The organism is Paenibacillus sp. MABNR03 (genome assembly GCF_050455445.1).
Classification (GTDB): Bacteria; Bacillota; Bacilli; order Paenibacillales; family Paenibacillaceae; genus Paenibacillus; species Paenibacillus xylanilyticus.
Genome location: NZ_JBCIYR010000013.1, coordinates 1 through 23621 on the forward strand (window position 1 = coordinate 1; position 23621 = coordinate 23621).

Here is a 23621-nt window from a genome sequence, read left to right on the forward strand (position 1 = left end):
GAAGGGTCCTGGGAGAGTAGGACGTTGCCAAGCAAAGAACCACTGCCGATGATATTCGGTGGTGGTTTTTATTTGTTCAGGCACTAATTTGTGGAAGTTCGTTGAAACAAAATTATAGAAGTTTTTAGAGTAAACACCATTTTAAAGAGCATGGTGTTTTTGTTATATTCGATGCTTGTCCGCACAAGAGATACAGTTGTATGCATGAGACAGTACACCTGATATAACCAGGGACTTTTCCTTGACAGTCTAAATATCGCTTTGCTAAGATGGCAATAATAAATTTTTCAGAAAACGTATTTTCGGCATAAATACTGCCTGAGATCTTCGGGTTTTGGACCGTAAAGCTGAGCAAACATAAGGAGGAACACCTGCGTGTGGGAAGATAAGTTTGGTAAGGAAGGTTTAACCTTTGACGATGTATTGCTGGTGCCACGGAAATCCGAGACACTGCCAAAAGAAGTGGATGTATCTGTTCGTTTGAGCGACAGCGTAAAGCTGAATATTCCTTTGATCAGTGCGGGTATGGATACTGTTACTGAAGCAACATTGGCTATTGCCATTGCCCGTGAAGGTGGTATTGGTATCATCCACAAAAATATGTCTGTTGAGCAGCAGGCAGAAGAAGTGGACCGGGTTAAACGCTCGGAGAGTGGTGTTATTACCAATCCGTTCTCACTGACTGCTGAACACCTGGTATCCGATGCAGAAGAAGTTATGGCAAAATACCGGATCTCCGGTGTACCGATTGTTGAAGGTGATCAGAAGCTCGTTGGTATTTTGACAAACCGAGATTTGCGTTTTATCCATGACTACGGTATTAAAATCAGTGAAGTCATGACTCGCGAAAATCTGGTTACTGCTCCTGTAGGTACAACCCTGCAAGAAGCAGAAGGGATTCTCCAAAAGCACAAAATTGAGAAACTTCCATTAGTGGATGAGTCCAATACGCTGAAAGGCCTCATCACGATTAAAGATATTGAAAAAGCCATTCAATTCCCTAATGCAGCCAAAGATGCTCAGGGGCGCCTGCTGGTTGGTGCAGCAATTGGTATCTCCAAAGATACATTTGAACGTGCGGATGCACTCGTACAAGCTGGTGTAGACCTGATCACCGTTGACTCGGCTCATGGACACCACATCAACATCATTGAAGCGGTTCGTCAACTTCGGGAGCGTTTCCCGAATTTGACTATCATTGCAGGTAACGTTGCTACGGGTGATGCTACTCGCGATCTGATCGAGGCCGGCGCATCTGTTGTCAAAGTCGGTATTGGTCCAGGTTCCATTTGTACAACGCGCGTTATTGCGGGTATAGGTGTACCTCAAGTCACTGCTGTTTACGATTGTGCGACGGTAGCACGTGAATACGGAGTTCCGATCATCGCCGATGGCGGGATCAAATACTCAGGTGAAATTACTAAGGCACTGGCTGCAGGAGCACATGCAGTTATGCTGGGAAGCCTGTTTGCAGGTACCGCAGAAAGCCCGGGAGAAACTGAAATCTTCCAAGGACGAAGCTATAAAGTGTACCGCGGTATGGGTTCAATGGCTGCGATGAAACAAGGCAGTAAAGATCGTTACTTCCAGGACGATGACAAGAAGCTGGTTCCGGAAGGCATCGAGGGCCGTGTAGCTTACAAAGGTCCATTGTCTGATACCATTCACCAACTGATCGGTGGCCTGCGCTCGGGTATGGGATATTGCGGAACAAGCAACCTTGAGCAGCTTCGCAACGATACAGGCTTTATCCGTATTACAGGTGCGGGACTTCGCGAAAGTCATCCGCATGATGTACAAATTACTAAAGAAGCACCTAACTACTCGTTGTAATCCGAAGAGAGTTAATTATTCCCAGGACAGGCTTGGCGATTTTCGCCGGGTCTGTCTTTTTTTGCGGATACCCCTGTGATAGAATAGAAAAAGCGGTGACGATCCTTTAACGGATTAGGGCGTTGCGGCGGCTTTTTGACGTGAATCTATGAATATTGCTTTATATGGTATGTTGGGAACAAAAGGCTGCCCAGCGGTAAAGAAGCGCGGACGTCCTTTTACATAAGCATTCGCGTAATGCTAACTAAGTGACAATCGATAATGAATTTCTGGAGCAATGATATTGCTCTTTCGATACAGCGCATAAATGACACATCTCACAACATCTTCTACACCCGTTAGGGATCAAGAAAATCGCAGCTCTAGCTGCACTGGGGCATTAAGTTATGCTTCGGAACGAAGGGAGTATTCATCATTGAAAGCCAAACAAATGAATAAAAAGAAACGCCAAATGCTCAAAAAAAGCGTAGCCTCGGTTATGCTGGTAAATATGCTGTGCATGTCTGCAGTAATGCCAGTTATGGCTGCGGCGAATGATTCAGGTCAGGTACTGACAGCTGCGGCAACAACGACGAAGGCAGAGAAAGCAGTGCAAGTCCCTTCTGTCGATTCACTTGGACTTGAAGTTAGATCTGCGGTGCTGATGGAGGCTTCAACAGGCCAGATTTTGCTCAATGTGAATGCAGATAAAGCCATGCCGCCTGCCAGCATGACGAAGATGATGACCGAGTATATTGTCGCTGAGCAGGTGAAACAAGGAAAATTAAGCTGGGATGATGTAGTCACAGTCAAAAGAAATGCTGCAGAGAGCATAGGTTCACGTATTTTCCTGGCAGAAGGCGATCAGCATACAGTTAAAGAACTGTATATTGCGATGGCTGTAGGATCGGCAAACGATGCTACGGTAGCTTTGGCTGAACATGTGGCTGGGTCTGAGGAAGACTTTGTCAAAATGATGAATGAAGAGGCGAAACGGATGGGGATGAAGGATACATACTTCATAAACTCCTCAGGTCTGGATCGTGCTGATATGCCTGCGGACTTCCGTCCAGCCGAAGATAAAGAAACGGTCATGTCAGCATTGGACGCAGCGATTCTGTGCAGATACATCATTCAGGATCACCCGGACTACAAAGATTTTACAACTATACAATCTTACAAATTCCGTCCCAATGATAAAGATCCAATTATCAACTACAACTGGATGTTGGAAGCGAATAAAAATATAACCAATTTCAAAAGCTATGCCTATGAAGGTCTGGACGGGATGAAAACAGGCCATACCACGAATGCAGGAAATAACTTTACTGGTACAGCTGAGCGTGATGGCATGCGTTTGATCAGTGTGGTCATGGGTACCGATTCAGAGCCGGCACGTTTCAGAGAAACGAAGAAAGTTTTGGATTATGGTTATAACAACTTCGAAGTGAAGCAAGCGGTCGCTGGCAAAACCAAAGTGACTGGCTGGGAAACTGTCCCTCTGAAAAAAGGTAAAGAAACGAATGTGCCTGTCGTAACCGATAATGCGGTAAGCTTTGTTGTTCCCAAAGGCACTGAAAACCTGGATGTCACTTTCAAAGCCAACGTTACAGAAGCAGACAAGCTGGTTGCTCCAATTAAAGCAGGAACAAAAGTCGGAACGGTTACTTATACCTATAAGGCCGACGGCATGGAGCCTCAAGAGAAAACAGTAAACCTGATTACCGCAGAAGAGGCTGAAAAAGGCGGCTGGTTCCGTCTGTTCTTCCGTGCTGTCAAGGATTTCTTCGTTGATCTGTTTGATGGCATTAAAAACCTGTTCTAATCGTCTATAGTTTAGTATTTCGGCATAGAAATACAGTGTTTTGCTATTTGTATCGCTTACAACAGACAATATGCAATTAATTCCGACTGAATGCATTGTATATTTACAAATTTTCCGGTAAAATATCAAGTTAGAATTCTACGTATGAATCAGTTGAAAAGTCTAATGTTCTTCTACCCATTACAGCGGATTATTCGCTTTATATAAGGGAAGGAACGGCACATACATTACGGGGGGCATGGAATATGGAAACAGGAACATCACGCGTTAAAAGAGGTATGGCTGAAATGCAAAAAGGCGGCGTCATTATGGACGTCATGAATGCCGAGCAAGCTAAAATCGCTGAAGCAGCAGGTGCAACAGCTGTTATGGCTTTGGAACGTGTTCCTTCTGATATTCGTGCAGCAGGCGGAGTAGCTCGTATGGCTGATCCGACAATTGTTGAAGAAGTGATGAAAGTTGTATCGATTCCGGTAATGGCAAAAGCACGGATTGGTCATTATGTTGAAGCAAAAGTGCTTGAATCACTCGGTGTCGACTATTTGGATGAGAGTGAAGTACTGACTCCAGCGGATGAAGTATTCCATATCGATAAGCACGAATTCACTGTACCATTTGTATGTGGTGCCAAAGACTTGGGAGAAGCATTGCGCCGGATCGGTGAAGGAGCTTCCATGATTCGTACCAAAGGTGAACCGGGAACGGGAAATATCGTAGAAGCAGTACGTCACATGCGTTTTATCAACAGCCAGATTCGTAAAGTAACCAACATGTCTAAGGACGAGCTGTATGCAGAAGCTAAAAACCTTGGCGTTGCTTATGAGCTGCTCCTTGATGTACATGAAAATGGAAAACTGCCTGTCGTGAACTTTGCAGCTGGCGGAGTAGCCACTCCTGCAGATGCGGCCCTGATGATGCACTTGGGTGCAGATGGCGTATTTGTAGGCTCAGGGATCTTTAAATCGGACAGCCCTGAGAAATTTGCACGTGCTATCGTGGAAGCGACGACGCATTACACAGATTACAAACTGATTGCTGAAGTGTCCAAAAACATTGGAACACCGATGAAAGGTATCGAAATCTCCAAACTTACGGCTTCTGAACGTATGCAGGATCGTGGCTGGTAAGAGAAGGGGAATTGCAGATGAAGATTGGTGTTTTAGCACTTCAGGGTGCAGTTACCGAACATATTCGCAGTGTTGAACGGGCAGGAGCAGAGGGACTGGCTGTAAAACAGGTAGCACAGTTGGATGAGCTGGACGGCCTGATCCTTCCTGGCGGTGAGAGCACCACGATCGGCAAATTGATGCGTAAATATGGGTTCATGGAAGCCATTCGGGACTTCGCTGCAAAGGGGAAACCGGTGTTTGGTACCTGTGCGGGCCTGATTGTAATGGCAGAACGTATTACGGGACAGGAAGAGGCCCATTTGGAATTGATGGATATGACGGTATCCAGAAATGCATTTGGCCGCCAGAGAGAAAGTTTTGAAACGGATCTGCCTGTCAAAGGGATTGAGGAAACAGTAAGAGCGGTGTTTATCCGTGCGCCTTTGATCGAGAGTGTCGGGGAAAAGGTTGAAGTACTTTCCACTTACAAAGGTGAAATTGTTACTGCGCGTCAAGGACACTTGCTAGCCTGCTCTTATCATCCTGAATTGACCGATGATTATCGCCTGCATGCTTATTTCGTTGACATGGCCCAAACGTATAAGCAGTCGGCCCAGAACCAATAGTGTATGATATACAACCTATGATATCCCGGTGAAATTGGATCACTTCCTACTGCAGCCTGTAAGGCTGCATGGGGAGCTGTATCTGGTCGGATGCCTGATGTTGCCCGTATCTGCTTCCAAAGCGGGAATCGCAGCGTAGGGTGTCACCGGGGTTCTATAGGTTGTTTTTTTATTTTAGAATTTGATTAAGATTAAGTTATACGGGACTCCACAAAGACTGTGTGTAGGTTTAGGCTTATTTGTATGGTTTTTGTGTGGTTATTTAGGAGGAATATGTCATGCTAGATGTGAAGATATTGCGGAATGAATATGCACGTGTGGAAGAAGCGTTAACGAATCGGGGTAAGTCACTCGACCTCATTGCTGGATTTTCCGAGATGGATGCGAAGCGTCGGGAATTGCTGCAAGAGAGTGAAACGCTGAAGAATCGCCGGAATACGGTATCGGGTGAAGTGGCCAAGCTTAAAAAGAATCGTGAGAATGCAGACGAATTGATTGTTGAGATGCGTGAAGTATCCGATCGGATCAAAGCAATGGACGAAGAAGTCCGTGATTTGGAAGCAAAGATTAACGATTTAACTATGGCAATCCCTAACATCCCGAATGAGAGTGTACCTGTTGGTGCGTCTGAGGACGATAATGTGGAGATTCGCCGCTGGTCAGAACCCAAGTCATTTGCTTTTACTCCAAAAGCACACTGGGAAATCGCGCAGGATCTCGATATCCTTGATTTTGAAGCTGCTGCCAAAGTAACGGGTTCCCGTTTTACGTTCTATAAAGGGCTTGGTGCACGTCTGGAGCGTGCCCTGATTAACTTCATGATGGATCTGCACAGTGATCAGCATGGATACGAGGAGATTTTGCCTCCATACATCGTTAACCGTGACAGTCTTTTCGGAACAGGTCAATTGCCGAAGTTCGAAGAGGATCTATTCAAGCTGAAGGACACTGAATATTACCTGATTCCTACGGCAGAAGTTCCGGTAACGAACTACCATCGCGAAGAGATTCTGAATGCAGAAGATCTGCCTAAGCACTTTGTGGCATACAGCTCATGTTTCCGCTCCGAGGCCGGTTCGGCTGGACGTGATACACGCGGATTGATCCGTCAGCACCAATTCAACAAGGTTGAGCTGCTCAAACTGTCTTCCCCCGAGACTTCTTACGAGGAATTGGAGAAAATGACGCAAAATGCAGAGCGTGTGCTTCAGCTGCTGGAACTGCCGTACCGCGTTCTTACGCTGTGCACAGCAGATATGGGCTTTACTTCTGCCAAAACCTACGATCTTGAGGTATGGTTGCCAGAGAGCAATACATATCGTGAAATCTCTTCCTGCTCGAACTGTGAGGATTTCCAGGCACGCCGTGCCAACATTCGTTTCCGCAGAGAGCCAAAAGCTAAACCTGAGTTTGTTCATACGCTGAACGGATCTGGATTGGCAGTTGGACGCACAGTAGCTGCCATTTTGGAGAATTATCAACAGGAAGACGGAACGGTAGTTATTCCGGAAGCGCTGCGTCCATACATGGGCGGAATCAGTGTAATTGCACGTCGTTCTTAACATAAGAAGAGTACGGTTCTATCCTTAGAATAAAACAAATCAGCCCGTCATTCATTTGATGACGGGTTATTTTGTAGAAAGGCTTGCTTTTTACTCTGAGAATGTGGTATAATCTATTTCGTGGCAAGTTTATAAAACTTCATTTTCTGGAGAGGTACCGAAGCGGTCATAACGGGGCGGTCTTGAAAACCGTTAGGGTGCAAGCCCACGTGGGTTCGAATCCCACCCTCTCCGCCATACTACACTTATAACAAGGATTCGAGCGTTAAGCTCGGGTCCTTTTTTGCGTCTGCATTTTCTGACCTGCAGCGAGAGTACATACGATGAGAATGGATCAGTTATGATATCTATACTCAGCTATTTGAGCTCCTTCGAATGTATAAAAACATCTTTTTCGCCGCATTTTATAGGAGTGGAGGTGGTTAGATGAACCGCGAGTTAAACATAGATCAGACAGAGCTTGTAGGCGCGTGGCAGGAACGTTTGCCTGAAGTCCTGAATGTCGGGGATCAGGCTCAGGTGATGGCAGATGAAGCTGATCAGAAGGCAATTCGGATTCATATCGCGACTGCAGGGCACCAAATGTACTCATTCGATTTCAAATGTGCGTATGTGGACTCCCGTGAGGTCAGTGTACAGCTGATTGATGTGGAACGGGATGGACAAACGACAGATGAGCGTACAGAACCCATTCAGGAACTGGCTCAAGATTATACACGGCATATTCATGAATGTGCCCAGTCGTTGCAGTCCAAGACAAGACCATAGACCGAATTGAAGGAGTGAATCGGAGTGAGCAAAGGCAAAGCCGGGATTGACAAAAACTTGCAGAATGTTGTCGCTGATCTGGAACAGCCGGCCGTAAATAGCCATCATGCGCAGCAGATTCAGCAGGATACAAATGATCGTCGTCATCAGGATTCGCTGAATCATGACAAAACGGAAGATATGGATCCATCCCATTCCTAATACATGAAGAGGGGGTAACTGCATGAGCAAACCCAAAGCGATACCAGTACCTGAAGTTCAAGCTGCTGAACAACATCGGCGCCCGGAAAAGCATTCATCTGGACAGGAACCGTTGTCCGGATCCAAAAAAGTCAAAAATCAGAATCATGTGGATCATAACAACCCTCAAGGATAAGAGAATGAACAAGGTGTCACTTAAAGTTTGAGAAACATATACTTCTTCTTCTATACAAAACCCCCCTGTTACCTAACAGGGGGTTTTTGCGTATTCATACATAGGTAGAGACCAGTGGTTGAGGATATGTAAAGCTAACATAGGTCTTTGTAGCCATTTTAGAGTGGAAAGATCACAAATTTCCCAAATCGTGTTTCCGTTTCAGAATAAATGGTATATCATTGATGTTGAATTACTTTTTTGGGGTTATCACGAGAGGAGAGAAACAAATGACTAAACGTATGGGGGCGCTGCTTCTTACGTTGCTGTTAACCGTATCCTTGGCATTGACAGCATGTAGCAGCAAACAAGAACCAAAAGAGGCACTGAAGACGGCCGCAGCCAATGCTTCTAAACTGACTTCGTATGAGATGAGTTCCAATTTTACAATTAATGAATTGAGCTATAAACCTGCAGACGAGTCACAACAAGATCCAACAATGACACAGTTTATGAGCATGCTGAAGGATGCCCAATTTAACGTAACGGGCGTTTACCAAAGCGAGCCAATGCAAACAGAAATGACAGTTAGCCTTGAGCTCAAGGGTGATATGGGTATGACATTCACCATTCCTATGGTGATGACAGCAGAGAAGCTTTATGTGAAAGTACCGAGCATTCCGTTCTTCCCAATTCCGGAGACAGTGGTTGGCAAATTCCTGGAGCTTGATCTGAAAGAACTGGCTGAGCAAGAGGGTACCGAATGGAATCCTGACGCTATGGACGCAGCCAAAACACAAAAGCTGAGTAACGAAGTTATGGACGCTGTTCTGAGTGAATATGACCAGGATAAATTCTTCAAAAACGTAGATGTTAAGGATGCACAGCTTCCAGAAGGTGTAGATGCCAAACAGGTCGTGCAGTTCTCCGTTAACAATGACAACGTAAAAGAAGCAATTACTGTACTGGTGACTAAAGCAATGCCTAAAGTGCTGGATATCTTGTCCAAGGAAGAATATCGCGATATGCTGCAAATGGATCAAGCTGATATTGATCAAGCCAAAGAGGATCTGAATATCACTGAAGCAGATCAGGCTGAAATGTCGAAGGATCTGGATCAGTTGAAAGACATTTTGACAATCAACATGTTCAACATCGATTTCGCATTGGATAAGCAAGACTTCCCAGTGTATCAAAAGATTGCTGCTGATCTGCTGATCAAACCAGTGGATACCAAAGATGAAGTGAAGTTGGCCTTCACCGGTTCCAACACTTACACGAAAATCAATGAGAAGGCAGCTTTCAAAATCAATATCCCTACAGGTGAAAACGTGATAACTATGGAAAAGTTCGAGGAACTGATGAACACTTCCTACGGATACTAAGTTCACCGTTAACAATGAGTAAGAAAAAAGCCGCTTCGACATTAAGTCGGGCGGCTTTTTGTTGTTTTAACGTGTAAAGCTGTCATTGCAGTAATTCAGATAAGTCCTCAGCAAGGACAGCATAAATCCGGTGATCCTGATAGCTTCCGTTAATTTTCAAATATTTACGAGCGATTCCTTCCGCTTGAAAGCCGTTCTTCTCCAGCACACGCATGGAACCGGTGTTGGAGGGCAGGATGGCTGCCTGAACACGGTTCAGCTTCAGGGCACGGAAGGCATAGCCTACAGCCAGTTTAACAGCGGCAGTCATCCGTCCACCGCCTTGATAGTCAGGATGGATAAAGTAGCCCATATCGGCATAATTGGCAACACCGTATGAAACGTTGTTTAGACTAACTTGTCCAATCAGAATGTCATCCGTAATGGTGTAAATTCCAAATTGATAACCGCTTCCTTCTTCTGCCGCTTTTAATCTATCTTCAATCCGTCTTCTTTGAGCATTCAGCGTATAGTACTCATCATCCCGAAGAGGCTCTACAGCTTGATAGGGAATGCGGGTGACCAGAATCAAGTCAAGGTAGGCTTGTGTATCATCGATCGTGAGCAGCCGAAGGCTAATCCCGTTCGGGGTATCATATAGTGTCAAGGCCATCGTTATGCACGTCCTTTCAAGAGTGGGAATATAGATATTACTTTTTGCGTAAACGACGGAAAAATTGAGTCAGCATAGTGGAGCATTCAGGCTGGAGGACATCAGGGATCACTTCGGTACGATGGTTGAACCGGGGTTCCTGCAGCAGATTCATTAGGGTCCCGGCACATCCTGCCTTGGGATCGGCGGTGCCATATATGACGCGGGGCACTCGGGACTGCACGATTGCTCCTGCGCACATCGGACATGGCTCCAGTGTGACATACAGACTGCAGTCAAGCAGACGCCATGCTCCAATCGTTTCGCTCGCCTGGCGAATTGCGACCATCTCCGCATGAGCTGTGGAATCGAGAGTGGTTTCACGCAAATTATATCCTCGCCCGATGATCTGATTGTTTTGCACAATTACAGCTCCAATAGGTACCTCTCCGAGCGCCTCAGCCTTATAAGCCTCAGCAATCGCTTCCCGCATCCAAAATTCGTGCTGTGATTCCTCCGAAAGATGAGAGAGATCAAGCGTAGTTGAGTGTTCGTTCATTACAGTGAAGCTCCTTCCAAAGCATTTATTCAGCGAACAGATATTCGTTTGTTAACATGATGTGCGTAAGTCTGTGGATAACTGCCGAGTTGCTCACATAGTTATGAACATACTATCCACAAGCCTGTGGATTTGTGTATAATTTTAGTGATTAATCTCATTGTAGGCACGGAAAAGACAAAAAACAATGAAATTCGCGCTTTTCAGCCAAGCGGTAACTTTTGGACTAGGGGCATTTATCCTTTTCAAAACCCCACACAACCGTTATGATGGAGATAGGTTTTGCCATATATCGCCAGAGGGTACAAGCCGAGAGGTGAACAAAAAAAGTTGTCTATTAAAACGAAATTATCCATGATTATGTCGTGCTCGGTGCTTGTTATTCTGGTTCTGAATATCGCGCTGAGTTATTATACTACAGAGGAAAATCTTAGACAGGACAGCGAAACTAAAATGGTCCTCACGGCCAAACAGATTGCAATTTCTGTCGAACAAAATCAAAATAGTTTGGATTATGTAAAACGCCAGATTGGAAATAATCTATGGCTTGCTTCAGTCATGGCTGCAGAAGAATTGGACCCGGATATTAATAATATCACAAATGAAGAACTCGTACGCTTGAGCAAAAAAGTTGGGGTATCGCATATCTCTCTCATGGAGCAAACAGAGGATGATATCGTTGTAACCCGTTCTTCAGATCCACGGGAAGTCGGTTTATCCACAAAGAAGATGACGTATTGGTATCAGGCATTTAAGCAATTGTTCGAAAAACATCAAGTTACCATCACCGAGGGACAGAAATTGGACCATTTTTGGTCCGATGGCTTCGAGTACTCTACATCCAGTCCATCGGATATTGATATCTGGGGTTATTATCATGATGGGAAGAGGAACTACATAATCAATCCCTTCTATAATAATGCTGAAGTTGATGGCTATGTAAAGATCTCTGGTCCGGATGAGATTTTGACCAAGATTCGTGAAGTGAATCCTTCCATTTTGGAGATAACAGGTATCAATCCATTGACCTTTGGCAGTCCAAACATGAGCGACGATGGAAGGGATAGCAATTACAGCAAGTTGAATAATAGACCGATTCGTTTTGGTACTTACCAGTATGGTACAGCAGCTGAAGACCACCGTGCGGTGGTGAGGGCCATCCGTACCGGGCAGAACGTTTCTTTTGTCAGTGAGACGCATGATCAGAAGGTGTTAAAAAGTTTTATACCTATTTTTACTCCAAATGAAGCGTCCTATGTGATCAGTATTGTCATGGACTATAAACAAATATCCTCCATGGTATCCGAACAATTGGTCAGCCATGCATCCATATCACTGGTACTGCTGGAAATCGTCATCTTTGGCAGCTATTTGCTAGCAGGATACATCACACGTCCGATTCAGTCCATTCTGGGCAAGGTCAATGATGTGGCCGATGGACACTTCGACTTCCGTCTGAAAGTGAGAAGGAAGGATGAACTGGGTCAACTGGCCAATCGGATTAATGCCATGATTCGCAATCTGGGTCACTATACCAACCGGCTGAAACAGATGTATGAAGAGAACAGGGCTGTCAAAGAACATCTGGAATCCATCATTAATCAGACCGCAGATGCCATTCATATTACGGATCTTGATGGAAAGGTGCTGCGGGTAAACCGGGCGTTCGAGCAGTTATATGGCTGGCGGAGCCGTGAAGTTGAAAACCGCAAGCTGAAGATTATCCCGCCTGAAGCAGAAGAGGAAATGAAGGAACAGCATGCTCAGTTAGTCGAAGGGCTGTCCATCACCTCTAATGAAACCGTTTGGATGAAAAAAGATGGCACACGGGTTGAGGTTAGTGTCAGCACCGCACCCGTACGAGACGAATTGGGCGAAATTACAGCACTGATCAGCGTATCCAGGGACATCACAAGCCGCAACCGTATGGAAGAGCTGCTTCGCCGCTCAGAGAAGCTGACAACCGTAGGCCAACTGGCTGCAGGTGTTGCGCATGAGATCCGTAATCCGCTTACGACGCTGCGCGGCTTCCTACAGCTTCAGCAAGAGACGAACAAGCTTAATCATCGTCATCTCGATTTGATGTTGTCTGAGCTTGATCGCATCAATCTGATTGTAGGAGAGTTCCTGATTCTGGCCAAGCCGCAGGCTGTTCACTTCCAGGAACGGGATATTCGCTTCATTCTTGGCGATGTCATCTCCCTGCTGGATAGTCAGGCGCATCTGCATGGGGTGGAATTTGTATTAAGTGCGTCACCTGATTCAGCTATGGTACACTGTGAAGAGAATCAGCTGAAGCAGGTGTTTATCAATCTGCTCAAGAACGGTATGGAAGCCATGCCGGATGGAGGCAGCATTCGGATTCGGCTTCATCATGACAAGGAGCTGAACCGGGTACGGATTGAAATTAAGGATGAGGGCATTGGGATTCCGGAAGAGATGATGCCGAAGCTTGGCGAGCCGTTCTTTACCAACAAGGAGTCTGGGACAGGGCTTGGTTTAATGGTCAGTCAGCGCATCATTCAATCACATAAGGGCATGATGGATATTAAAAGCGTCATGAACAAGGGCACGACCGTTATCATTGACCTTCCTGCTTCCAAACAGCTTTCGGAGAGCGTGGAGGGAGAGAATCAGGCGGATCATGCTCCTAAAGACGAAGAGAACTAGATGAGGTGAGATTACCTTTTGCGTATTAATAAATTTATTAGTGAAACAGGTTATTGTTCCCGGCGTGAAGCGGACAAATTGGTGGAGAGCGGGAAAGTGACCATTAATGGTGCAACCGCTGAACTGGGCAGTCAGGCAGAAGAAGGCGATGATGTACGCATCAGTGGTCAGCCCATTAAGGAAAAAAGAAAACATGTATACATTGCACTGAATAAACCTGTCGGCATAACGAGCACAACCGAACGGCATATTCAGGGGAATATTGTTGACTTTGTAGGCCACAAGGAGCGCATTTTTCCGATCGGTCGACTGGATAAGGATTCGGAAGGACTTATTCTGATGACTAACGATGGGGATATCGTTAATCGGATCCTCAGAGCAGAGGGACGGCACGAGAAGGAATACATTGTTACAGTAGACCGTCCGGTCACGCCGAGTTTTCTGAAGGGTATGAGTACAGGTGTCAAAATTCTTGGTGAAATGACGCTGCCCTGCACCGTTACAAGGATCTCCGAGCGGGTATTCCGCATTATACTGACCGAAGGGAAAAACCGGCAGATTCGCAGGATGTGTAGTGCATTTGGTTATGAGGTGCGCAAACTGAAGCGTGTTCGTATCATGAATATTCATCTTGGTGAGCAGGCTTCAGGCAAATGGAGAGAACTGACAGCAGCAGAAAAATCGGAATTGGGTAGTCTGCTGGACTACACTTTGGAGTAAGATTTCATTTTCTTACAAAGCTCTACCTCCCTTGCTGAAGGGCAGGGAGAGCTTTTTTTATTTTAACAAACGGAGCATACAAAAAAAGTCGCTCTCCTCTAACCTAGAGAAGAACGACCTATGGAACCGTATAAGCTTCTAGTTTGCTTGATCGACTGCTTTGACAGCCTTATTGTTACTTTGGTACTTCCGGATGATCGAAACCTCTACACGGCGGTTCTGTGCCCGTCCGACATTGGTTTGGTTGCTGGCGATCGGGTGGTACTCTCCATAACCGCTAGGTGTGAATTTCGCAGGATCGAGTGCATCGTTCAATAACAGGATTTTAAGGAAGTTCAGCGCGCGATCTGCACTCAGATCCCAGTTATCCTTATATTGGCTGTTCGAAATGGGAATATTATCAGTGTGGCCAGATACAACCACCTCATATTCCGGGAATTCCTGCAGCATGTTGGATATGGCTTTCGCCAGTGAGCGTGATTCAGGCTTCACATCTGCCCGGCCTGAAGAGAACAGAGCATTATCACTGATGGTGATCTTCAGTTCAGACTGATTCAGCTTGGTGTTGAGTTGGTCGGAAAGCCCGTTTTTGCCAATATATTGATCCAGTTGTTTCTTGAGTTTTTCGAGATCTTCCTGCTCTTTTTGAGCCATCTGTGCATCGGTTATCTGAGACTTGTTTTTGGTGATCTCTTCAGGCACCTGTTTGTTTTTGCCCAGGTCTGTAGTGGCTTCCGTAGGGTTCATGGATGTATGATCCAGTACACCTGCGCCACCGTTCAGCGCACTGCTCAGTGCCGAAGCCATCTGCTCAAACTTGGCTGCATCGAGTGAACTCATGGAGAACAGGGTGATAAACAGGGCAAGCAGCAGTGTCATCAAGTCAGAATACGGGAGCAGCCAGCTCTCGTCTATATGTTCTTCATGCGGCTCATGTTTTTTAGCCTTTTTCACCTGATGATCCCTCCTTCTCTTCCAGCTGTCTACGTTCGGAAGGTGTCAGGAATACAGATAATTTTTGGTTGATGGCAATGGTGGATACACCGGATTGAATGGATAACAATCCTTCAACCATCATCAGCTTGATCTCCATCTCTTTCTTGGACATCCGCTTCAACTTGTTGGACATGGGATGCCACAACACGTAACCACTAAAAATACCAAGGAGTGTAGCGATAAACGCAGCCGCAATAGCGTGAGACAGTTTTTCCATATCACTAAGGTCAGCCAGGGCTGCAATCAGACCTACAACGGCCCCGAGAACCCCGAGTGTTGGTGCGTACATCCCCGCTTGTGCGAAGATTAATGCTCCACCACGGTGACGTTCCTCAGTGGCATGGATATCTTCCATCAAAACATCACTAACAAATTCCTGGTCGTTGCCGTCAATAATCATGCGCATACCGCTGCGAAGGAATTGATCATCAATCTCTTCGACTTTTGATTCAAGTGCCAGCAAACCTTCACGACGGGTAGTGGAAGCCCAATCCATAAATGTGCCGATCAGGGAAACACGGTCAATCAGTTGCTGTTTTTTGAACAATACCCCGAAAAGCTTGGGGATTTTCTTAACTTCAGACATTGGAAATGCCATGAAGATTGTTGCTGCTGTACCAACAAAGATAATAACGTAGGCTGCAGGGTTGTTAACCAGATTGATCAGGGGAGCACCCTTCAGGAACATCCCGAGTACAAGTGAAACCAGCCCCAAAACTAGTCCGATAATCGTTGAAATTTCCATCATACACCTCATCCATGAGATAAAATTGAATCCTTTCAAGCGGCTGTATTCGGGCTTCCGGACGAATGTTTGGCCGCAATCCGTTTAACCTTTGGCATTTTATAGAAATGCTGTAACAGTTAAAACGGTCATGTATAGTATTTATCGACCAGTAGGCCTTTTTTTTTAAGGGTTATTTTCAGGTATAATAAGAACAAATCAGCTCTTTAGGGGCCAAACAGGAGTGAAAAAGCCAATGGGCGTAAAGCATGGACGGGATTATGAAGGAATATTGACAGATTTGACACAGGCGATTGGCCGCATACCGGACCGGTATGTATTCTTTGAAATGGATGCGGAAGAGTGGGGCCGCCTGGGTGAAAATGAGCAGCTGGAGGTGGATGAGGCTCTGGCAGAGGATTTGTTCTATGCTCTGGGCACTCAGTCTGTCATTCCTGTAGGGAGTGGTGTGGTTATTCATGACAAGGAACAGCACCGCATTCATATTTTGATTGGAGAAGAAGAACTGACATTTGTACCGCTAATCTAGTGGGAAATCAAGGGCTGTTTTAGCGTGGAAACGGAGAGGGGAAACTCCTGGAAGCCTTACGGGTATTGGCTCTAACCCGGTTCGCAGTATTGGATTTTGAGTTGTGTACGTGGTAAGATGATAGTCATGAAACGGGCGGGCCGCAGAGCGGTTAACCTATGACGGTTGGGGTTACTGTGGTAGCACCAAGGTTTCGATGACATGAGGAACGGGGACAGATACTACCCTAGTGTCATCTTATGGGGAGGAAGATAACGTATGGTTTTTACGCAAGAGGAAGTCGAAGCTCATCTGGGAAGGCTGGAAGGCTGGGAACTGGAAGAGGGACGGTGGATTATCCGCAAGTTCGTATTTTCCAACTACATGAAGGGGATTGCATTCGTGGATGAGGTCGCCGCGATCTCGGAAGCATTCAATCATCATCCTTTTATTACAATTGATTATACAACGGTTACCCTTCGTCTCACGTCGTGGGATGAGGGTGGAATTACATCTGTAGATATTAAGGAAGCAGAGCAGTTTAACGAAACGTTTGAGAAAATGAGGACGACGTAACCGGAAGTCGGTTAATGTTGTGCTGCCAGAAATGAGTGAAGCGTACATGTCAGACTCGAATCAGAATAAGCCTCTTATCGCGGTTGTCGGCAGTCTCAATATGGACCTCGTGGTGAAAACCGATACGATTCCAGAGGAGGGAGAAACCGTAAGCGGGGAAGAACTTCACTACCTGGCAGGGGGTAAGGGAGCCAACCAGGCTGTGGCTGCTGCACGTCTGGGGGGACAGACGACCATGATTGGGGCGGTGGGCTCGGATGTTTTTGGTGAACGCCTGCTGCACAGTCTGACCGAGAGTGGGGCAGATGCCTCGCAGGTTCGCGTATTGGAAGATACGGTTACCGGTACAGCCTCCATCTGGCTCTCCCAGGGAGATAATCGGATTATCGTTATTCCTGGTGCGAATGGGCAGGTGGTGCCGGAGATGCTGGAAGAGGCGGATACGGTAAAAAGCCTGACTGCAGCCGCAGCGGTGCTGCTGCAGCTTGAGACCCCGCTGCCAGCGGTTACCCGCGCCGCCGAACTGGCGGCAGAAGGCAGCGCACTGGTGGTGCTCAACCCGGCTCCAGCAGTGCCGGGTCTGCCCCAGGAGCTCCTGCGGTGCGTCGACGTGGTCACGCCGAACCGCAGCGAGCTCGCCGTGCTCACCGGCCGGGATGATCTCCGGCCGGAAGACGTGGATGCGGCGGTCGCAGAGCTCGCCGCATCGCTCGGGGCCGCTGTCGTCACGACGCTCGGCCCCGAGGGGGCTGTGTACGCGGCGGCGCCAGGCGGCCGCGTACAGGCAGGGCGTGCCGGCGCGTGCCGTGCACCCGGCTACGCCGTAAGCGCCGTCGATACGACCGGCGCTGGCGATTGCTTCAACGGCGCGCTGGCGGTCGCCCTCGCGCGCGGAGAAACACTGGACGCGGCAGTAGGCTACGCCATGGGAGCGGCCGCGTTATCCGTGACGAAGCTCGGCGCCCAGTCCGGGATGCCGTCTGCACATGAAGTCGAGGCCTTTTTGGCAGAACACGCTGCCAAAGGCTGAACCCTATGACAAAGAGGCCCTTACTTTCCCGAAAGGGAAGGCAGGGGCCTCTTTGCTGTTTATCCAAATTATCATTATTTCTTCTCAGCCAGCCACATCGCAATATTGGCAATTTCCTCGTCCTTCAGTTTGTCCTTGAAGGATGGCATGCCGCCTTTACCTTTGATAATGGTAGAGTAGATCTTCTCCACATCATCCTTGCTGCCGATGTTTGCGAGAGCAGGTCCTACGCCACCTTGAAGCTGATCTCCGTGACACGTGATACAATTGGCTTTGACCAGTGCTTCGGCCTGTCCGGCATCCATTGCCACTTCGGGCATGGTTGGTTTCGCTTCTTCAGCCACTTCCTCTTTCCCTGGAAGCGTAAACATTAATACAATAGCCAATGCGCATGCTGCAAAAAATACCCCGCTCATGATCCATTTGTGCATCCGTTATGTCCCCTCCAGAATGAAAGATCATCTAAACTGAAACTGTCCATATCATTATAACGGAACCTGTTATGACATCATAGCATTTTGTGGTAATTTTTTGAACTAATCACATAACCGGATATAAAATCCGTCCATGGCGGGCCAAAATGCTAACGAGGTCCTTCATAAACCATGCAGTAAAAAGGCATTAAACCGCTCGGTGTCTGTCGTTCGTATGTGTCCTGAGTGACAAATCCCGCCTTGAGGTAAACCCGAATGGCCCGCGTATTCCAGGTGAGCACTTCAAGATCAATCTCATGGGTAGGGTTTCGCCGAATGGCTTCCTTCACGATAGCAGAGACGAAGGCAGTACCATGGCCTTGTCCACACTGTTCGGGATGCATGCCAAGCCCAATCCGCGTTACGCCTTCGAGCGGAAAGAATTGAGCGAATCCACAGAGCTGATCCTGCTCTCCGAGTACAACTGCATATTGCTCTTTTCGAAGCTGCTCATCGCCGAATTCAACCTCAAGCGCCTTCATCTGTTCCCAGGGCAGCCAGCTATAGATGTTATAAGGCGGATCATACTGCCAGCTGCAGATCAATTCTGCATGCTCTTCTTGCATCGGCACAACGTGAAACGTTACAGAAGCTTCATCCATACCACTGCACGCTCCTCTCATGGTGTGCAGGTCACCTGAATTCATTTCATAAAGGTTTTGCTGCATATGTCATTCCATATTTAATCCTGATGATTTCACTCTACAAAAGAGGAGGGCATTTGGCAAGTTTCCGTTCATTGAAAAAAATTGAAACAAAAGTTCCGGTAATTCCGTTTATATTATAGTAGGATGGGTAAAAACATCATAAGGGCATGGACGAACAAGCACAAAAAAACCGCCGGATACATTCCTGCGGAGAATGTACCGGGCGGTTGATTTATGCTTCGTTACAGTATGATGTTGCTCAGCTTGTCCCTAGTCGAGGGCCAGTGACTCATATGCGTCCGTGCTCATAATCCGTTTAGCGCCAACATAGCGGTTAGCCCAGTAGTTCTCACTCAAAGAACTGATGGTAACCCCTTTGGAAGACGAGGAGTGTGCAAACTTCCCTTCCCCCACGAAAATGCCTACGTGTGAAACCCCTTTACCCGATGTATTGAAGAATACCAGGTCGCCTGGTCTCATGTCCATGCGGGATACCGAGTCACCCATGTCGAATTGGGAGCTGGATTGGCGAGCCAAATCAATGCCCAGCTTTTCGAATACATACCGTGTGAATCCAGAGCAGTCAAAGCCGTTAAGCGTTGTTCCGCCGCTTTTGTATGTAGTTCCCATTGCTGAATCAATTACTTTATCCATTTTTGAATCTGCGAACGCGCTGCCTGCTCCAAGCGATAGTGCGAATGTTAAGCTAAGTACAGCTGCGGTTAATTTCTTTTTGAACAAGAGATATACCCCTTCCAACGCCTGCGAGGTTAGCTTAAGGATTCGGTTGAAGGTCCCCTATGATCCCTCTGTAGCAAGATCAATTCACCCATAACTGGTTCCCCCGCTTCCCAGGTGCCAGGAATTTGGCTATGCTAGTTGTGCACCTGCGAAATCAAGAAATGACGATTTAATTTTAAGTAGTTACAATTCATAAGGTAAAGATTACAAAGTTGTTACTAAAAACTCACTGCGATTATTGTAACAGAGGAGCAAGGCTTTGGCAACGTTTAACAGCAAAATTAGCAAAAAAAACCTCGACCTTTGACGGGGAAAGGTCGAGGTTTGCTTTTGTGAAGCGTTATCATTGACACGAGTTTACATGAAGATGGTAACAATTTTCAAATGGTTCATTACACTTTTTAACCTTTGGAAGACTTGGACTGCCACAGACGGAAATGAGCACATATTTTCCACAGGTCCAATAAACATCTGGCAAGCGGGTACGTCTGCTGCAGAATAAGCCCGATTAGTCCGGTTAAAAACCAGGAAGCGGATGTAAAGGTACCGAAGATGAGCAAATGGAGTCCTCCCAAAAGCACTGCAATGCCAATGACAGAAATGATATGACGCAGGGCAAGCAGCAGAGCCTGAAATGTACCTCGTGTCCCGCCCTGTCCATCAGGTGCGGAGACACCAAACTGCATATAAAGCAACGCATGATGTATGAACCACCCATAAATGATCCAACCCGCTACGTATGGAATGCCTGGCAGCAGCAGCTGCAGGGAGTGGAACCCATCCAGGAAGATGCCATACAGCTTGGGGACAAGCCAGTATGCAGGCAGCAGCAATAATAACGTTTTAATGAAGTGCAGCAGCATCATGGGTTTCCATAATACCTTGATCCCTCGTACAAATGGAATACGTTCCTCTGTGTGATTGAAGTGCTGCAACGAATAGATCAGCCCTGCCTGGATAAGGGGGGTGAGCAGCATGCGAAGCAGCAGCATGGCTCCCATTATCCAGAGATAGCGATGTACCTCGGGATGTGTAGACAGACTGAGCTGGCTTTCCATTTTGAATAGAATCGTACTGAGCTCTCCAGCGTCAGGGTCCGGATAACGCAGCAGCAAGGGAACGACAGCCGAATGTACCATCCTATAGATGAAATAACCCCATACCAGTTGATAGAGAAACAAGAGTGCCGCAATGAACATATGCTGACGGACGAGAAACCAACCCTCACGTATTTTTGCTTTCACTGTCTCCACCTCACCATGACAGACCTCCGAATATGGCTTCAATAATTTTGGTTGCACTCATGCTCCAGCGGAATTTGGTTGGTTCATCCAGCCCTGCCTTCAGAAAGTTGTTCATATGACGATTCTCCAACACAACGGTATATAAAGGGTCGATCATTGCCCAGGATACAGGTGAACTATAAGTTAACCGGTAGGTAATTCTCCCATTACTGCCATCCCACTCCTTGGCGACAATGTGTCCATCTTCAAAGACAATACGAACGGGGACCTTCTCGTAGTCGCTGCCTTTCTTCAATAATGTAACCGATGACTCGTACAACGTCTGACCGTCTTTCTCCACAGGCTTGATCTCGATGTTCTCCACAGTGAAGTCAGCCATGCCATCCCCATATACGTATTGATCAAAATACTCAGTCCAGGACGTACGGGTCACTTGTTCCACGACCTTTTGAAAATCGGCTGACGTGGGATGTTTGAACCGGTACTTTTTCACATAAGTCGATAGAATGCGTTCCATCGTTTTTGTCCCCACTTGTTGTTCGATGCCTAACAGGACGAGCTTGCCCCTAGTGTAGGCATTGGCTGCGTAATGATTCTGGGAATCAAACTTCCAGGATTCCTGTGTAAGTGAGGCGGGAGAAGTGATTAAACCAGATTGAACCGGAAGGTTCGGAATAAGTCCGTATTCCTGCTCCATCAGTTTGTCTTCTGCATAGGAGGTGAACCCTTCGTCCAACCAGGCTTCTTCAAATTCATTGCTGGCAACCATGCCGTAAAAGTACTGATGGCCAATCTCATGTACAACAGTGCGTTCCAGATCGTAGCCTGGTGTCGCTTCGTCGGCCCCGAAGGCCGTAACTAAGGTAGGGTACTCCATACCGCCTGCACCATTACTCGTTTTTGGGGGAACAACAATGGATAGCGTTGAGTACGGATACGGACCAAACCACTTGCTGTAATTGGAGAGTGCTGCCTTGGCCGCATAGAAGTAACGTTCCTTCAGATCCTGGTGTGCAGGGTCCAGATAAAGCTTGATTCGAACACCGGGAACGTTGGGAGCAGAGAAGGGCTCTTCAGCATAGACAAAATCGGGTGAGGCTGCCCAGGCAAAGTCGTGCACATCGTCAGCATAGAATTGATAGATCTTCTCGCCGTTCTTAACAACGGCTTGCTTCGTTGGAAATCCGGTCGCGGCCACTTTGTATGTTTCCGGTACCCGAATACGTACACTATAGATGCCAAAATCGGCATAAAACTCGGAGTTGCCATGATACTGGTGCAAATTCCAGCCCTCTACTGTACGTCCTCGCGTGCCTGCGGGCTCGTATACACTAAGTTTGGGAAACCACTGTCCTGCCATAACAAAATCTTCGGCTGTTCCCATGCGGGCAAAAATTTTGGGCAGCTTGACCTCAAATCGGGTGTGAAGTGTAATGCTCTCTCCGCCCTTGACAGGTTTGGGCAGCCTGACTTTAATGAGCGTTTTGTCTTTCATGTTTCCGTCATCCGGCTGTACATACTGCATTCGATGGAGGAGAGAGAGCCCGTCCTCCGTTTTCATCTCTGTAATGTTCATGGAGCCGTAGCCGTCCGTTGGCATCACATCACCGCGAAGTTTTCCGCCAGATTCTTTCATAAATGTCGTGTCGGAAGAAGAAAATGCGTTGGGGTACAGGTGAAAATAAAGTTCGCTGACTGTTTTCTTCCCCGGATGAGTCCAGGTAAGTGTCTGCGTTCCCTCCAGTACATTACCGTCCACCAGCTTCACATCCATGTGATATTCCACCACGCGGTTGCTGAATACCTCAGCAGTTGGTGTCTGTACGCTTTCTGGAGGTGCCGGAGTTTGGACTTTTCCTGGAGGCTTGCCCAATTCCGGGGCGAGCGTTGGCAAGTCGGATGTCGTAGAGCGAGTGTAGCCCAGAGCGATCCATATGCCTCCGGTAAACACACACAGGGCGAGGAATGCAGTGAGCCAGCTCTTGGCGCGTAGTGGAATCATCGTTAAATACCTCCCGTTGACAAGCATCTACAGCATGTATATGTTTGCAATGGGACGATTATTAGTTAAAATATTTGTATCAACCCTTGGAGGCTATAAATATGGATCAAAACGAGCAAAACGGCAAAAAACAGATTGCCTTGAATATCGTAAGTGCCAAAAGCAAACACAAAGGTTTCGGTGCAGGCTCCATTGATCTGAACAATCTGTCGCCGGTCATTATTGATAATGGCGAAGCGAAGATTGATATTGGTGCCATGCACGCCAAGAGCAAGGTGGAACGCGGTATCAAGTTTTCCACGAACCGGGAAGATGTACCTAACGGACGCCAGGTATGGCTCGTATGGGTAGCTGTGGATCGTACGGAGCAGGGTCAATTGTATGGCGGTGCAACGGCATGCGAGATGTGGATTGATACAGAGGCAAAACGCGGATGGAAACTGCTGGCTGACCATGTGAACCGGATGGATTATGCGATGAAGCGTCGTTTCATGCTGGATGAACTTGGTCCAGAAGACCGTGCTGCCCTCAAAAAGTTGCTGGTTACACACAACGAAGAGTGGTGGAATGCTTCTCCGGATGAATTGAAAGAAGCGCTCGCCTGATTACTGTGTTCATGCTGTTTCACCCAAAAAGA

Annotated in this window: 24 protein-coding genes, 1 tRNA gene and 1 riboswitch; of the genes, 16 read left to right on the forward strand and 9 right to left on the reverse strand. The window is 47.0% G+C overall.

The genetic code is table 11. From position 1 onward, the window contains the following. Positions 1-375: 375 nt before the first annotated feature. From guaB to AAIH57_RS28730, 10 genes are all read left to right on the forward strand, one after another. Complete coding sequence (gene guaB, locus AAIH57_RS28685) at positions 376-1833, forward strand: IMP dehydrogenase (protein ID WP_175394132.1); 1458 nt, start codon at positions 376-378, stop codon at positions 1831-1833. A 415-nt stretch (positions 1834-2248) separates the two neighbouring features. After that, positions 2249-3637 carry a D-alanyl-D-alanine carboxypeptidase family protein gene (locus AAIH57_RS28690; RefSeq protein WP_376768938.1) on the forward strand — a complete coding sequence of 463 codons (1389 nt, stop codon included), beginning with the start codon at positions 2249-2251 and terminating at the stop codon, positions 3635-3637. A gap of 245 nt (positions 3638-3882) precedes the next feature. Continuing rightward, on the forward strand, positions 3883-4764 hold the full coding sequence (gene pdxS / locus AAIH57_RS28695) for a pyridoxal 5'-phosphate synthase lyase subunit PdxS (protein WP_175394133.1): 882 nt from the start codon (positions 3883-3885) through the stop codon (positions 4762-4764). Positions 4765-4781: 17 nt separating this feature from the next. Next, on the forward strand, positions 4782-5372 hold the full coding sequence (gene pdxT, locus AAIH57_RS28700; protein WP_430023825.1) for a pyridoxal 5'-phosphate synthase glutaminase subunit PdxT: 591 nt from the start codon (positions 4782-4784) through the stop codon (positions 5370-5372). A gap of 278 nt (positions 5373-5650) precedes the next feature. Beyond that, entirely contained in the window at positions 5651-6934 is a 1284-nt protein-coding gene (serS, locus tag AAIH57_RS28705; RefSeq protein WP_175394135.1) for a serine--tRNA ligase, read from the forward strand. Between the two features lie 148 nt (positions 6935-7082). Beyond that, positions 7083-7171 (forward strand) — tRNA-Ser (locus tag AAIH57_RS28710). 189 nt (positions 7172-7360) lie between these two features. After that, complete coding sequence (locus AAIH57_RS28715; protein ID WP_175394136.1) at positions 7361-7702, forward strand: hypothetical protein; 342 nt, start codon at positions 7361-7363, stop codon at positions 7700-7702. A 24-nt stretch (positions 7703-7726) separates the two neighbouring features. Beyond that, positions 7727-7903 carry a hypothetical protein gene (locus tag AAIH57_RS28720; RefSeq protein ID WP_175394137.1) on the forward strand — a complete coding sequence of 59 codons (177 nt, stop codon included), beginning with the start codon at positions 7727-7729 and terminating at the stop codon, positions 7901-7903. 22 nt (positions 7904-7925) lie between these two features. Continuing rightward, positions 7926-8078 carry a small acid-soluble spore protein P gene (locus AAIH57_RS28725; protein ID WP_095293452.1) on the forward strand — a complete coding sequence of 51 codons (153 nt, stop codon included), beginning with the start codon at positions 7926-7928 and terminating at the stop codon, positions 8076-8078. Positions 8079-8347: 269 nt separating this feature from the next. After that, positions 8348-9442, forward strand: a complete 1095-nt coding sequence (locus tag AAIH57_RS28730) for a hypothetical protein (RefSeq protein ID WP_430023826.1) — start codon at positions 8348-8350, stop codon at positions 9440-9442. An 82-nt stretch (positions 9443-9524) separates the two neighbouring features. Here AAIH57_RS28730 and AAIH57_RS28735 read toward each other — a convergent pair whose 3' ends face one another. Both AAIH57_RS28735 and tadA read right to left on the reverse strand, forming a co-directional pair. After that, on the reverse strand, positions 9525-10094 hold the full coding sequence (locus tag AAIH57_RS28735) for a GNAT family N-acetyltransferase (RefSeq protein WP_430023827.1): 570 nt from the start codon (positions 10092-10094) through the stop codon (positions 9525-9527). 37 nt (positions 10095-10131) lie between these two features. Then, positions 10132-10632 (reverse strand): tRNA adenosine(34) deaminase TadA, encoded by a 501-nt coding sequence (gene tadA, locus AAIH57_RS28740; protein WP_413037776.1) that lies wholly within the window; start codon positions 10630-10632, stop codon positions 10132-10134. Between the two features lie 330 nt (positions 10633-10962). On the opposite strand from tadA, the gene AAIH57_RS28745 reads away from it, so the two are divergent. Both AAIH57_RS28745 and rluF read left to right on the forward strand, forming a co-directional pair. After that, entirely contained in the window at positions 10963-13302 is a 2340-nt protein-coding gene (locus AAIH57_RS28745) for an ATP-binding protein (RefSeq protein WP_430023828.1), read from the forward strand. Between the two features lie 18 nt (positions 13303-13320). Next, positions 13321-14022, forward strand: a complete 702-nt coding sequence (gene rluF / locus AAIH57_RS28750) for a 23S rRNA pseudouridine(2604) synthase RluF (RefSeq protein WP_430023829.1) — start codon at positions 13321-13323, stop codon at positions 14020-14022. A gap of 138 nt (positions 14023-14160) precedes the next feature. On the opposite strand, the gene motB is transcribed toward rluF, so the two are convergent. Further along, a complete protein-coding gene (gene motB / locus AAIH57_RS28755) occupies positions 14161-14976 on the reverse strand; it encodes a flagellar motor protein MotB (protein ID WP_430023830.1) in 816 nt (271 codons plus the stop codon). Beyond that, a complete protein-coding gene (gene motA / locus AAIH57_RS28760; protein ID WP_095362317.1) occupies positions 14963-15763 on the reverse strand; it encodes a flagellar motor stator protein MotA in 801 nt (266 codons plus the stop codon). Before motA ends, motB begins: the two co-directional genes overlap by 14 nt. 235 nt (positions 15764-15998) lie before the next feature. Here motA and AAIH57_RS28765 point away from each other — a divergent pair, with 235 nt between their 5' ends. The 3 genes from AAIH57_RS28765 (at position 15999) to rbsK (ending at position 17877) form a co-directional block, all read left to right on the forward strand. Then, positions 15999-16292 carry a hypothetical protein gene (locus tag AAIH57_RS28765; protein ID WP_430023842.1) on the forward strand — a complete coding sequence of 98 codons (294 nt, stop codon included), beginning with the start codon at positions 15999-16001 and terminating at the stop codon, positions 16290-16292. A 258-nt stretch (positions 16293-16550) separates the two neighbouring features. Further along, positions 16551-16847, forward strand: a complete 297-nt coding sequence (locus AAIH57_RS28770) for a 4a-hydroxytetrahydrobiopterin dehydratase (protein WP_175394144.1) — start codon at positions 16551-16553, stop codon at positions 16845-16847. 46 nt (positions 16848-16893) lie between these two features. Further along, entirely contained in the window at positions 16894-17877 is a 984-nt protein-coding gene (gene rbsK / locus AAIH57_RS28775) for a ribokinase (protein ID WP_430023831.1), read from the forward strand. Between the two features lie 74 nt (positions 17878-17951). On the opposite strand, the gene AAIH57_RS28780 is transcribed toward rbsK, so the two are convergent. The 5 genes from AAIH57_RS28780 to AAIH57_RS28800 form a co-directional block, all read right to left on the reverse strand. Then, positions 17952-18308 (reverse strand): c-type cytochrome, encoded by a 357-nt coding sequence (locus AAIH57_RS28780; RefSeq protein ID WP_095293462.1) that lies wholly within the window; start codon positions 18306-18308, stop codon positions 17952-17954. A gap of 152 nt (positions 18309-18460) precedes the next feature. Next, on the reverse strand, positions 18461-18952 hold the full coding sequence (locus AAIH57_RS28785; RefSeq protein WP_430023832.1) for a GNAT family N-acetyltransferase: 492 nt from the start codon (positions 18950-18952) through the stop codon (positions 18461-18463). Positions 18953-19267: 315 nt separating this feature from the next. Further along, positions 19268-19738 (reverse strand): C40 family peptidase, encoded by a 471-nt coding sequence (locus AAIH57_RS28790; protein WP_175394147.1) that lies wholly within the window; start codon positions 19736-19738, stop codon positions 19268-19270. Positions 19739-19741: 3 nt separating this feature from the next. Then, positions 19742-19879: riboswitch (cyclic di-AMP (ydaO/yuaA leader) on the reverse strand. Positions 19880-20139: 260 nt separating this feature from the next. Further along, entirely contained in the window at positions 20140-20982 is an 843-nt protein-coding gene (locus tag AAIH57_RS28795; protein ID WP_430023833.1) for a hypothetical protein, read from the reverse strand. 10 nt (positions 20983-20992) lie between these two features. Beyond that, positions 20993-22984 (reverse strand): M1 family metallopeptidase, encoded by a 1992-nt coding sequence (locus AAIH57_RS28800; RefSeq protein WP_430023834.1) that lies wholly within the window; start codon positions 22982-22984, stop codon positions 20993-20995. A 101-nt stretch (positions 22985-23085) separates the two neighbouring features. Here AAIH57_RS28800 and AAIH57_RS28805 point away from each other — a divergent pair, with 101 nt between their 5' ends. Continuing rightward, the gene (locus AAIH57_RS28805; protein ID WP_175394150.1) at positions 23086-23589 is read left to right on the forward strand and encodes a YwhD family protein; all 504 of its coding nucleotides are present in this window, start codon (positions 23086-23088) and stop codon (positions 23587-23589) included. Positions 23590-23621 lie beyond the last annotated feature (32 nt).

Excerpts from the sequence above, each read along its gene's own strand:
- pdxS (WP_175394133.1), top strand. The coding sequence starts at position 3,883 with ATGGAAACAGGAACATCACGCGTTAAAAGAGGTATGGCTGAAATGCAA.
- pdxT (WP_430023825.1), top strand. The coding sequence starts at position 4,782 with ATGAAGATTGGTGTTTTAGCACTTCAGGGTGCAGTTACCGAACATATT.
- serS (WP_175394135.1), top strand. The coding sequence starts at position 5,651 with ATGCTAGATGTGAAGATATTGCGGAATGAATATGCACGTGTGGAAGAA.
- AAIH57_RS28715 (WP_175394136.1), top strand. The coding sequence starts at position 7,361 with ATGAACCGCGAGTTAAACATAGATCAGACAGAGCTTGTAGGCGCGTGG.
- AAIH57_RS28725 (WP_095293452.1), top strand. The coding sequence starts at position 7,926 with ATGAGCAAACCCAAAGCGATACCAGTACCTGAAGTTCAAGCTGCTGAA.
- AAIH57_RS28730 (WP_430023826.1), top strand. The coding sequence starts at position 8,348 with ATGACTAAACGTATGGGGGCGCTGCTTCTTACGTTGCTGTTAACCGTA.
- AAIH57_RS28735 (WP_430023827.1), bottom strand. The coding sequence starts at position 10,094 with ATGGCCTTGACACTATATGATACCCCGAACGGGATTAGCCTTCGGCTG.
- tadA (WP_413037776.1), bottom strand. The coding sequence starts at position 10,632 with ATGAACGAACACTCAACTACGCTTGATCTCTCTCATCTTTCGGAGGAA.
- motA (WP_095362317.1), bottom strand. The coding sequence starts at position 15,763 with ATGGAAATTTCAACGATTATCGGACTAGTTTTGGGGCTGGTTTCACTT.
- AAIH57_RS28765 (WP_430023842.1), top strand. The coding sequence starts at position 15,999 with ATGGGCGTAAAGCATGGACGGGATTATGAAGGAATATTGACAGATTTG.
- AAIH57_RS28770 (WP_175394144.1), top strand. The coding sequence starts at position 16,551 with ATGGTTTTTACGCAAGAGGAAGTCGAAGCTCATCTGGGAAGGCTGGAA.
- rbsK (WP_430023831.1), top strand. The coding sequence starts at position 16,894 with ATGTCAGACTCGAATCAGAATAAGCCTCTTATCGCGGTTGTCGGCAGT.
- AAIH57_RS28780 (WP_095293462.1), bottom strand. The coding sequence starts at position 18,308 with ATGCACAAATGGATCATGAGCGGGGTATTTTTTGCAGCATGCGCATTG.
- AAIH57_RS28785 (WP_430023832.1), bottom strand. The coding sequence starts at position 18,952 with ATGGATGAAGCTTCTGTAACGTTTCACGTTGTGCCGATGCAAGAAGAG.
- AAIH57_RS28800 (WP_430023834.1), bottom strand. The coding sequence starts at position 22,984 with ATGATTCCACTACGCGCCAAGAGCTGGCTCACTGCATTCCTCGCCCTG.
- AAIH57_RS28805 (WP_175394150.1), top strand. The coding sequence starts at position 23,086 with ATGGATCAAAACGAGCAAAACGGCAAAAAACAGATTGCCTTGAATATC.